This is a genomic window from Chitinophaga niabensis, assembly GCF_039545795.1.
GTDB lineage: Bacteria > Bacteroidota > Bacteroidia > Chitinophagales > Chitinophagaceae > Chitinophaga > Chitinophaga niabensis_B.
Genome location: NZ_CP154260.1, coordinates 1,162,109 through 1,174,199, shown reverse-complemented (window position 1 = coordinate 1,174,199; position 12,091 = coordinate 1,162,109). Strand labels below are relative to the sequence as shown.

Genomic DNA, 12,091 nt, shown 5'->3' with positions numbered 1-12,091 from the left:
ACCTTGAATTTATGGGTATCCAAAAATAAGTCATATTGGCTAAAGATCAGTATTGTTTTTCGAGTGTTACCGCGGAAAAAGCAAGGTCTCCACCAAAGGGCGGCGCCTGTTTTTTCAGTACTACTTTTGAACGGCTCACGGCAGGGAAAGTGCTTTTGATGGTCACCGAAATATCATGTACCACCTGTTCCAGCAAAGGCTGCGGTGTTGCCATAATACGTTTGGCGATAGCGTGTAAAACCTCGTAGTTAACGGATTCGATCAGGGAGGAAGGATGTTGCGGTTCCGGGATACTTACTTCAATATCCAGTAAGAAATAATTGCCTATTACCTGTTCTTCCGGGTAAAGGCCATGATAAGCGTAGAATTTTAATCCCTCCAGCGCAATAGATAGCATAGTATAAAATATCGAAGGATCAATGTTTTACACTGATCCTTCGTGATGAAATTAATGTCCTTTTGCAGAGAGGTATCTTTCTGCGTCTAATGCTGCCATACAACCGCTGCCGGCTGCAGTTACTGCCTGGCGGTATACTTTATCCTGCACGTCTCCACAGGCAAAAACGCCTTCCACACTGGTTCTGCTGGTACCGGGGATGGTTTTGATATATCCCTGATCGTCCATCTCCAGTTTATTGGCAAAGATGCCGGAATTAGGCTGGTGACCAATGGCTACAAAGAATGCACTCACTGGAATGGTCTTTTCTTCTTTCGTTACGGTATTCTGGATACGAACACCGTCTACTTTATTTTCACCAGTCACTTCCAATGTTTCGGAGTTCCAGTAAACCATAATGTTAGAAGTTTTGAGCACACGGTCCTGCATTACTTTGGATGCTCTCATTTCATTCTTACGTACCAGCATATGAACGTTAGAGCAGATCTTGGAAAGATAGAGTGCTTCTTCTGCTGCAGTATCTCCTGCTCCAACAATTGCTGCTTCTTTTCCTCTGAAGAAGAATCCGTCACACACGGCGCAGGCAGAAACGCCGCTGCCGTTCAGGCGTTGTTCAGAAGGGAGGCCCAGCCATTTGGCAGAAGCTCCTGTAGCTATAATGATGGCATCTGCCGTGATTGTTTTTTCTTCGTCTATTTCTACTTTATATGGCTGAGAGGAAAAGTCCACGGCGGTAGCTAATCCATAACGGATATCGGCACCCATGCGGCTCGCCTGCTTTTCAAAGTCCACCATCATTTCAGGTCCCTGGATACCTTCCGGATAACCGGGATAGTTTTCAACTTCTGTAGTGATGGTCAGCTGACCACCAGGTTGAATACCCTGATACAATACCGGTTTCAGGTTGGCACGGGCGGCATAAATAGCAGCCGTGTATCCCGCCGGGCCTGATCCGATGATCAGTACGTGTACATGCTCTTGTGGAGTGTTGTTTTCCATGCTGTTGTTGCTGTTGTTGGTTTTTGATTATTTTGGTATAGTAATGGTCTTGTATGTTACGCAATACCCTCCCCAGTTACCCAATGCTCCCTGCACATTACTGATCACACGAATAGGTTTTGAGAATGGATTGCCGGTATCATTATATGCATAATCCAGCGTACGCCAGAAATCATAAGTACCATGATCTACATTACAGAACTTAAGTGAAACGGTATCACCTCTTTTAAAGAATTGATGTTCACTGATCTCTGTTACTTTATTCTTGTCAACACCTGCGTCCAGTGGTATTTCAAAAGTAGTGCCGTTCACCACTTTGTCATCAAACACGGAGTTGAGCCCTGCCATAAAGTCTTCTTTATTGCGGGAAGTAAAGTAACGGATATAATTACCTCTTTCAGGCGGGTCTGTTACTTTCACAAACAGGCGGACCTTTGAAACATCCGGACCTTCCACTCTTTTCCATCCGATGGAATCCAGGGAAAACCTGCCCTCCGGGATAGTGGTAATGGAAGTGATCACTTTGCCTTCTGCTTCTATGCGAAGCGTATAGCTCATCCCTCTTTCCCCTACAAAAGCACTGAGGATGTTTGCCGTATCTACGGTATAGAAACAGGTACCGGTACCATTGCTGGTATCAGAACTGTATTCCCTCAGCTGGTGTGTTGTGATACCGTTGGAAACGGTCACTTTTGCACCATGTACAAAAGAGGCCAGTAATTGCTCGGGATCAATTTTTGAAAAGTAATCCAGGCTGCGGCTCAGCGTTACTGTCGGGAATTTGCCATCCTCAATCATCCCCTCCACCACCAGTTGCGCTCCTTTGTCCCGGAGATCAACAGAATTCCCTTTTTGGCAGGCCGTGCCCAACATAATTGTCAGGATAAGCGGAATAGGTGCGTTTCGCATAAGATTGCAAAAATAACGGGTTGTGAGCAGAAAACCGAACCGGCAGGTACGAAAGGTATCTATACGGGTATAATCGTAAGCTATGGGCATAAAAAAAGCATCCCGCCATTTGCATAGGCGGGATGCTTTTATCCCAGATTCGAAGATTAAAATTAAACCAATTATCCCAGATAGGATTTCAATGCACCGCTATAGCGGGCTTTTTGCAGCCTTTTGATAGCTCTTTCCTTGATCTGGCGGATACGTTCCTTTGTCAGATCATACTTCTGCCCTATTTGTTCAATTGTTGCGCCATTTTCACCATCCAGACCAAAGTAAGCGTTCACAATTTCCGCTTCGCGGGGGCTCAGGGACTTGAGCACGCGGCGGATCTCTTCCCTCAGGGAATCCTGCATCACATCATCATCAGTTACAGCGCCACCTTCCAGCAGATCGCCCATTGCTACATCTTCTGCTTCGTGCACGGGTGCATCGAGAGACATGTGGCGGGTATTGCTTTGGAAGATATTGTTGATCTCCGATTCAGACATTTCCAGGATCTCAGCCAGCTCTTCTGTTGAAGGCTCGCGTTCGTTCTCCTGTTCAAAAGCCATGTACGCTTTATTCGCTTTATTATAAGTGCCAATTTTATTTTGCGGAAGACGAACAAGACGGCCCTGTTCAGCCAAAGCCTGCAAAATGGACTGGCGAATCCACCATACAGCGTAAGAGATGAATTTGAAACCTTTAGTTTCATCGAAACGTTGTGCTGCCTTGATCAACCCTAAATTGCCCTCATTGATGAGGTCGGAGAGGCTTAAGCCCTGGTGTTGATATTGTTTGGCCACAGAAACAACGAAACGAAGGTTTCCTGTAGTTAATCTTTCTAGAGCCCTTTGGTCCCCCATCTTAATGCGTTGGGCCAATGTGGTCTCCTCTTCTGGAGTTAACAATGGGATCTTCGAGATTTCCTGCAGGTACTTTTCTACCGCCTGCGAATCACGATTGGTGATCTGGGTGGCAATTTTAAGTTGCCTCATATTTTAAAATTTGGTTTACAAAAAAAAGTTTGATCGCACATCACAGAGAATACTAACGTTATAACACTGGAAAGATATTTTTTGTTGTAACATTAAAATGTGATATCTTACACAGTTGCGAAATTAGCGTGCAAAGATCGTGCTAATCCCCCACTCTTCCAAATAACTTGATATGGTGTAAAATGGGTTACGATTTGCGGGGCAACTTCAGCGTTAAGTGTTCATTGTCAACTGTTCATCGTTTCTCAATTAAGCCTCTATGTCTCAATTAGTATAACAAAGTACTCCATATAAACGTATTTTTATAGCGTTTTAGTCACTATTTCAGGGGCTTTAGGCAAATTTTAACAATTGAAAATAAATACCATTCAAATTAATAACTTCTCTAATTTATTATAATACTCATTGCAAAATTTTCAATGGACTACAGAAGCGACACTTTTACAAAACCCAGCAAAGGCATGCTGAATGCCATGTTAGAAGCCCAGACAGGAGATGACGTTTTCGGAGAAGATCCTACCGTGAACAAACTGGAAGCCATGATGTCAGAACTTTTTGGCATGGAGGCTGCCCTTTACTGCCCTTCCGGCACAATGAGTAACCAGATTGCCATCAAAGTACATACCCTCCCCGGCGATGAAGTAATTTGCAGCACCCTGGCGCATGTGTATATATATGAAGGAGGCGGCATTGCCTTCAACGCCGGCGCGCAGGTGAGAGCTTTGGAAGGAGACCGTGGCATGATCACTGCCGCCGATGTGGAAGCTGCCATCAACCCGGATGATGTACACAAAGCCAGAACTTCCCTCGTTTGCCTGGAAAATACTTCCAACCGTGGCGGCGGATGCTGTTACGAATGGGAACAGATAGAAAAGATCCGGGAAGTCTGCAGCAATCACGGCCTGAAATTACACCTGGACGGCGCCCGGCTTTTCAACGCCCTGCTGTCCACCGGCCAAACAGCCGCACAATTCGGCGCCACGTTCGACAGTATCTCCGTTTGCCTCAATAAAGGAATGGGCTGCCCCATGGGTTCCGTACTGCTGGGATCTGCCGCATTTATAAAAGAAGCCCGCCGCGTGCGTAAAAAACTGGGTGGCGGTATGCGCCAGGCCGGTTATATGGCCGCAACAGGCATATATGCATTGGAAAACAACCTGGAACGCCTCGCAGAAGATCACCAGCACGCAAAACAGATTGCTGCCGCCCTGCTGGAAAGAGAATTCACCGGGCATATGCTGCCCGTGGAAACCAATATCCTCATCTTTGAAGTGAAACATCCCTGGTCGCCCATTACCTTCCGGGATTTCATGCAGCAACAGAACATTCGCGTGATGGCCATCTCCCCCACACAGGTACGCATGGTACTCCACCTGGATATTACACCTGAAATGGTGGACAGGACCATTGCAGTGATCCGGAGCATGGAGTGATCTCCCTTACATAATTGTGCAAATACCGTCTGAAATTTGCCTTATGGTTGTATAATCCATGCTTCATCCTTGCTTCATCCTTGTGCAAACCTGCTCCGGACGAGGACATGAAGCAAGGATAAAGCAACCATGAAGCTAGGATGAAGCAAGGATACCCTGCTTTTTACGGTTTTATTCAATATTTTTGCAAGCCTTAAAATGGCCTTAATCAAGAAAATGGAACTTTCGAAGAATTATATCCCTGCCTCGGCAGAAGACAAGTGGTACCAGTACTGGATGGATAAACAATACTTCCGTTCAGTACCCGATGAACGTCCTCCTTTTACGATCGTGATCCCCCCGCCGAATGTAACAGGTGTGTTGCACATGGGGCATACGTTAAATGAGACCGTCCAGGATATCCTTGTCCGCCATGCCCGTATGAGCGGTTTTAACGCCTGCTGGGTCCCGGGATCTGATCACGCTTCCATTGCCACCGAATCCAAGGTGGTAAATATGCTGAAAGATGAAAAAGGGATTGAGAAAAGCCAGCTCAGCCGGGAAGAATTCCTGAAATACGCTTACGAATGGAAAGATAAATATGGCGGCATCATCTACCACCAGATCAAAAAACTGGGCTGTTCTGTAGATTGGGACAGGGTGAGCTTCACCATGGACGACCATTATTATAAAGCGGTGATCCGCGTATTTGTAGACCTGTACGACAAAGGGCTCATCTACCGCGGCGCCCGTATGATCAACTGGGACCCCAAAGCCAAAACCGCCCTCAGTGATGAAGAGGTGGAATACAAGGAACTGAATGGTAAACTCTACCATGTTAAATATGCGATCGTAAACGGAGATGGTAAACCTACCGGCGAATTCATCACCATTGCCACACAACGCCCTGAAACCATCATGGGTGATACCGCCATCTGCGTAAATCCGGAAGATGAAAGGTATGCACACCTCAATGGCCACTTTGCCGTAGTGCCTTTGGTGAACCGGAAAGTCCCCATCATTTATGATACGTATGTTGATAAGGAATTTGGAACAGGCGCGCTGAAAGTGACGCCCGCCCATGATATCAACGACTATAACCTGGGTCTTAAACACAACCTGGAGATTGTTGACACCCTCAATGACGATGGTACCTTAAGCGCTGCTGCTGAAGTATTTGTGGGAGAAGACCGCTTCCGCGCAAGAAAGAAAGTAGTAGCTGCCTTACAGGAACAAGGCCTGATGGTGAAGGAAGAAGAATACGCCACCCGCCTCGGTTACAGCCAACGTAACCCGGATACGGTAGTGGAACCCCGCATCTCCACACAATGGTTCGTGAAAATGGCAGACATGGCGCAACCCGCACTGGATGCTGTTGTGAATGGTGATGTGAAGATCCACCCCGGCGATCGTTTCCTGGCTACCTACAAATACTGGATGGAAAATGTGAAAGACTGGTGTATCTCCCGCCAATTGTGGTGGGGGCAGCAGATCCCCGCCTGGTACGATGATAACGGTCAGTTTGTTGTAGCAGAAACACATGATGCAGCGTTGAAATTGTATGCGGAGAAATTCGGCAAACAGGCCACTAAATTAAAACAGGATGAAGATTGCCTGGATACCTGGTTCTCCTCCTGGCTCTGGCCGGTAGAGGTTTTCAACGGTATCAGCGACCCTGACAATAAAGATATCAACTACTACTACCCCACCTCTGTATTGGTAACAGGGCAGGATATCATTTTCTTCTGGGTGGCACGCATGATCATGGCGGGCCTGGAATACAAGCAGGTAAAGCCTTTCAGCGATGTATACTTCACCGGCATGGTGCGTGACAAGCTGGGCCGCAAAATGAGTAAACAATTAGGCAACTCACCTGATCTGCTGGAACTGATTGAAAAGTATGGCGCAGATGCCGTACGTTTCGGTATCATGATCTCCTCTCCGGCAGGTAATGATCTGCTGTTTGACGATACCAGCTGCGAGCAGGGCCGCTTCTTCAACAACAAGATGTGGAATGCCCTCAAGCTGGTGAAGATGTGGAAACCTGTTGAAAATACCGGTGCCCCCGTTCCCACATTTGCAGTGGAATGGATGGAGAACCGCCTCAACGAAGTGCATGCAGAAGTAGAAAAACTCTTTAAAGACTTCCGCCTCAGCGAAGCGCTGAAAGCTATATACAGCCTGATCTGGGACGATTTCTGCAGCTGGTACCTGGAATGGATCAAACCTGGTTTTGAACAACCCATCGATGCCGGTGTGTATGAAAAGACCATCGGTTTCTTTGAACGCCTTGTGCAATTGCTGCATCCGTTCATGCCTTTCATCACAGAAGAACTCTATCACCTGCTCCGCGAACGCAAAGCAGGAGATGATGTAGTGATCCGTCAGTTTGCCAGACCTGCAGCTGCTAACAATACTGTACTGGTGGAAGGTGCACTGGCAAAAGAAGTGATCAGCAGTATCCGTGATGCCCGTAACAAAAACCAGTTCAAACCGAAAGATGAGATTGGCTTACATATTGAAACACATCACGAAAACGCATTTAAACGGATAGAAAACATCATTGCCAAACAGGTGAATGCCAACGTGGTAGCTTATACGAAAGAAGCTATCCCCGGCGCAATTGCCCTGGTGATCGGGAAAGACAAGTTCTATCTGGTTACAGAAAGAGAAGTGGACCCCGCCGCTCAAAAGGAACAATTGCTCAAAGACCTGGAATACCAGCAGGGCTTCCTGAAGTCTGTAGAGAACAAATTATCCAATGAGCGCTTTGTGGCAAATGCCAAACCGGAAGTGGTGGAAGCAGAGCGAAAGAAGCAAGCGGACTGTATCGCCAAGATCCAGGCAATTGAAGAAAGTTTGAAAACTTTATAATTTTAAAGATCGTCCGGCGTTGAATAACCGGACGATCTTTTTTAATAAGCCTATGACGCAGAAACTCTTTTATACTGTCACGCTGATCTGTTGTTGCGCACTGGGTGCTGTTGCACAAAGCAATAAACCGGCTGTTAAGAAACCGGCGCCAGGCAAAACACCGGCAGCTACTGCTGCTCAAAAGCCATTGCGCTTCCGTACCACCTGGGGCATCTTCCTCAGTGATACCCTCCCCCGCCCTGAAGTATTGAAATTATTGGATTCTGCCCTGATCGTCAGGGATGGCAGTAATCAAAAATTCCCCGTTGTTTCTTTTGATTTCACCTGGGAAAAGAAGGAACCTTATTTGAACGACACCACGAATGAAGTAGGCTTTTATACAGAGTATATCGGTGATTCCTTTAAATCAAACAAGATAGATACCACCTGGAGCAATAGGTTGAAAGAAACCATCCAGAAAGGTGAAGTATTGTTCTTCAATAATATCGTGATCAAATACACCGGCGATAAATTCTACCGGGCTCCTGAGCTGAAGATCACTATTAAATAATTATTCTCCCGACCCCATTAAGATCCCCCAGGGCTTCATACTCGGCACCCTGTCGAAGATGATCTTCAGCAGCGCCATAGCCGGAATGGAGATGAACATGCCTGCTATCCCCCATATCATACTACCTACAAATACGCCCAGTAAAGTGATCATGGCATTGATGGACACCTTCGATCCAACAATACGAGGCAGCAATACATTCGCATCTATCAGGTGAATAATAAACAGGGAAAGCGCTGCCCACAAAGCCAGTGCAGGCGTTCCTGTAGTTAAGGTCACCACCAGTGTGATGATAATGGTTACAATCATACCCAGGTAAGGAATGATGTTAAAGATAGCCCCCAATGTCCCCAGCAACACAGCATATTTTACACCCAGCAATAACAATGCAGAAATATTCAACACCGCTACCACTACCATTTCTATGAATAATCCCACCACATAACTTTTCACTACCACCCGTGCATGTGCAATCACTTCATGCACTTCATCCGCATGATCGCGATGGAACAGCTTCAACAGGAAACGTACCAGCAGCTTGCGATAGAAGAGCAGGAAGAAAGTATACATCGGTATGAAGATCAGGAAAATGAGAATGGCAGAAACAGAAGAAACCGCATTCATCGCAAATGCAGAAACAGTGGTGATACTCTTTGCTGCTGTTTCATTGATCCAGGCGATCTGCTGATCAGAATCGATCTTGAACTTTTCATCTATCCAAAGCGTAAGTTCATTCGCCTGTACCATCAGGCGCTTTTCCAGTAAGGGAAGATCTGTTAAGAACGAAGAGGTTTGCCAGGAGATGAAATATAACAATCCTGCCATTAAGAGGATAAATAACAACACTGCTACAGTGGCTGCGAGACCGCGGGAGAACCTGATCCTTTCCAGCCCCTGCGCCACAGGTAATAAGAGAATGGCGAAAATAAAGCCGAAGGCTACGGGCGCCAGTATCTCCTTCATGGTGCGGAGAATGATCACAATCAACACCAGGCTTAAAAGCGTATGACTTAATCTGATGTAGAAAGGATCTCTTTTCTGTAGCGGTCTCATGCACGAATTTTAATAATTGAATAATTGCTGCAAAGGAATGATCACTTCAAACCTATCCTTCCGTAACGGATCTCCCGGGTTGGTGTTCAACAGGTGGCTGTACCTTACACCAAAGGTAAAAGGCAGCACATTCCCCAGTTTAGTATCGAAGAACATTTCCCCGCCGGTAGATGCATATGTAACATCCTGCCTGGACCTAAAGTTGTAAGCCACACTATGATCGTAGAATACATTTCCTCTCAGGCGGTTGAAGAACAGGATATTCGCAAATCCCCAGTCAGGGTATGCGATCGGGAAATGATAGTTGGCCCCGAGTTTATACATATGCTCGTAGAAAGGTTTGGTATAACCTCTTGCATACACAAAGTAATCCGTAAAGGCATACCGCAGGCTGGTATCTTTCTGCTGGAACGCACCTTGCAGCACAATGCTGTGGTTTGCTGAAAAACCCGGCAGGTAAAGATCTAAACGGCCATACAGCTGTTCTGCCGGAATACCGTTGATGGATCTGTTATAACGGAACTGCAGTGATTGCGCAAAATGCGAATTGATGTTCTGCAGTGCTTTGATGCGTTGATTGGTAAAACTACCGTTCAGATCAATGTATTGAATGTTGTTATCCCGGAAAACATATTTCGAATTGCCGCTGCGCGTACGGGTCACCTGGTGGTAGTTACCATTCAGGGTGAGGTAACGGTAGTATTTGCCGGAAGTGAAATTCAGCGGGATGCTTACACCGCCGTACCAGTCCAGCTCATTCCATTGTATCTGGACGGTATCATTCACATTCAGGTAACGCTGCATCCGGTAATCCACTCCTGCACGCAGGTAAGGAAACCAGGCGCCATACAACAGGGAGGCACTTACACTGGGACTTTCTTCATTGTAGTTATATCTCACTCCTACCATGCTCTGTAAAGTTCCCAGCACGTTCTCTCCATGCAGGAATAAACCATACTCCGGATCATCTATTTCCGGTAACCAGCTATGGAAGTTAAAGATCCGGTGTGTTTTAGGGTATTTACGGACCCGATGTTCTCCGGCAGGTATTTTATCGAGAATGTTCCCGCCTTCGCCAAAATCGGGCTGTAACCAGGCGCTGTGATGATTTACGAAAGCATTTGAAGACAGTCCCGTCCGCAACAGCTTATAACCATCTGCGGTAAACTCGCTGAATACAATATGATCTCCTGCAACAGCCATATGCTGTACACCATTGGGCCTGTTCGTTACCTGTTTAACTTCTGTGCCATTTAAGGTATAAACATTGTCTGCATCTTTGAATGCTGCCGTGAAGTAAATGTTCTCTCCCTGCACGGAAGAAATTCCGATCGTTTGTACGCCAAAGGGCACCAATATCTTCACACTGCCGTCTGCGATGGCCTGTTGTATAAGGGCCATCCTGCCTTCCTGGTCACGCACGGCACTGATAATATGCCGATCGTCTGCCGTGAATTTAGGATAGGTGTAATACCAGTTCTCAGGATTCGGGAAAGTATGCACTGCTGCCCCTGTTGCTGCATCCAGCAGTTTGAGCTGATATTGTTGTGTGGGCGTAATGGTTACCACCACTATTTTTTGCCCGTCAAAAGAGAGATCCGGTGAAAAACAACGGCGCTCCTGACCCAGTATTTGCATTTGCCCGCTGCTGCGGTCGAATACTTTCACCACGGAATTGTCTTTCCAGCTCCAGCGTGCATCAAACCGGCTTTCGGTCCACAGCAGTTTATTGTTACGGTAGCTGAAATAATCATCGAAGCCAATACCCGGCCGCACGATCAGGGTTTCATGCCCTTGTGCATCCCGCTCATAAAACCCGGGGATCTTTTTATAGGAACTCTTGGAAACAATGTAACTGCTGTCGTTAACAGCGTATACGTATTTGTAGTTTGTAACGGTATTCGTAGCAGGTGTGAGTGTATCTGCAACTGGCTTGTCTGCTGCATTCCAGGCTGCCGCATATTCATCCCAGGAAGCTTTAAAGAAGGCAGCGGCATTTTTGCCGGTACGGTGTTTCAGGCTTTGGGAGAAAGGATAGAACACACGGCGATAGCGGACTGCATCATCTGTTACATCTTTCCAGAATGTTTGTCCGTAATGTTTTCTGCCGTAGCTGGTCATCATATACCCCGTGGCATAATGGTCCGGTATAAAGTTGCGGTACGATCCATTGCGGATCTGCATGAAAGAATACTTTTTACTGGCCAGCGTCAAAGCCCTGAAATCATTGAAGAAGGCTGGTAAACGTCCCCTGCCCTGTAAGCTCAGTGCCGTTTCCATTACCACCGCATCCCCTTCCCAGAACCAGTTGGGCACGGCAATGTTGGTGATGGCTGCCTGCCCCAGTTCTCCGCCCAGGTAGTAAAATACCTTGCTGAGCCCTTTCCGGAAATTGTTGTTCTGCAGTACGTGACGGTATTCATGGAGGGCCAGCTGGTCCACCCAGTTCACAGAACCCACATCATTGCTGGAAGGGGGTGGTGTAAGGAAGAATTCAGACCGGAAAGGCCCTAACTGCACGTAACCGTTGGATTGCATGGTCTGAGGCTGCAGCACAATGCTCACCTTGTGTTGCAAGGGGCCTATACTGCTCCTGTGATAACGGCTGATCTGTTGTACGATATCCGTTACCCGCTTACCCTGGGCATCCATTCCTTTCGGAAAGATCACCCGCACTGTATCCGTATTGATCTGCTGCCATTTGAGAGAGGGCGGATTGCCGCCGAATTGTTGGGCTGTAACCTGCTGTACCAGCACTACAGCCATTGCAAGGCATAGAAGTCTGCGCATATTGGATAACAAATTACATACAATTTTGAAGTATGCCTATTAAATTTCATATTTAGAGGCCTGACATCAGTGTGACAACGCACATACT

Annotated in this window: 9 protein-coding genes; 3 read left to right on the top strand and 6 right to left on the bottom strand. The window is 46.7% G+C overall.

Annotated elements, in window-relative coordinates:
- Positions 1-46: 46 nt before the first annotated feature.
- The 4 genes from AAHN97_RS04930 to AAHN97_RS04915 form a co-directional block, all read right to left on the bottom strand.
- Positions 47-397 (bottom strand): dihydroneopterin aldolase, encoded by a 351-nt coding sequence (locus tag AAHN97_RS04930; protein ID WP_343306445.1) that lies wholly within the window; start codon positions 395-397, stop codon positions 47-49.
- 51 nt (positions 398-448) lie between these two features.
- On the bottom strand, positions 449-1,396 hold the full coding sequence (gene trxB, locus AAHN97_RS04925) for a thioredoxin-disulfide reductase (RefSeq protein WP_343306444.1): 948 nt from the start codon (positions 1,394-1,396) through the stop codon (positions 449-451).
- Between the two features lie 27 nt (positions 1,397-1,423).
- Entirely contained in the window at positions 1,424-2,305 is an 882-nt protein-coding gene (locus AAHN97_RS04920) for a DUF4249 domain-containing protein (protein ID WP_343306443.1), read from the bottom strand.
- 161 nt (positions 2,306-2,466) lie between these two features.
- A complete protein-coding gene (locus tag AAHN97_RS04915; protein WP_074239472.1) occupies positions 2,467-3,324 on the bottom strand; it encodes a sigma-70 family RNA polymerase sigma factor in 858 nt (285 codons plus the stop codon).
- 419 nt (positions 3,325-3,743) lie between these two features.
- Here AAHN97_RS04915 and AAHN97_RS04910 point away from each other — a divergent pair, with 419 nt between their 5' ends.
- The 3 genes from AAHN97_RS04910 (at position 3,744) to AAHN97_RS04900 (ending at position 8,160) form a co-directional block, all read left to right on the top strand.
- Positions 3,744-4,757 (top strand): threonine aldolase family protein, encoded by a 1,014-nt coding sequence (locus tag AAHN97_RS04910; protein WP_343306442.1) that lies wholly within the window; start codon positions 3,744-3,746, stop codon positions 4,755-4,757.
- Between the two features lie 216 nt (positions 4,758-4,973).
- Positions 4,974-7,610 (top strand): valine--tRNA ligase, encoded by a 2,637-nt coding sequence (locus tag AAHN97_RS04905; protein WP_343306441.1) that lies wholly within the window; start codon positions 4,974-4,976, stop codon positions 7,608-7,610.
- A gap of 52 nt (positions 7,611-7,662) precedes the next feature.
- Positions 7,663-8,160: a hypothetical protein gene (locus AAHN97_RS04900; RefSeq protein ID WP_343306440.1), complete on the top strand. Its 498-nt coding sequence runs from the start codon at positions 7,663-7,665 to the stop codon at positions 8,158-8,160.
- Here the strand turns inward: AAHN97_RS04900 and AAHN97_RS04895 are convergent, their stop codons facing one another.
- Both AAHN97_RS04895 and AAHN97_RS04890 read right to left on the bottom strand, forming a co-directional pair.
- On the bottom strand, positions 8,161-9,213 hold the full coding sequence (locus AAHN97_RS04895) for an AI-2E family transporter (protein WP_343306439.1): 1,053 nt from the start codon (positions 9,211-9,213) through the stop codon (positions 8,161-8,163).
- Positions 9,214-9,222: 9 nt separating this feature from the next.
- Positions 9,223-12,003 (bottom strand): hypothetical protein, encoded by a 2,781-nt coding sequence (locus tag AAHN97_RS04890; RefSeq protein ID WP_343306438.1) that lies wholly within the window; start codon positions 12,001-12,003, stop codon positions 9,223-9,225.
- Between the last annotated feature and the right edge of the window lie 88 nt (positions 12,004-12,091).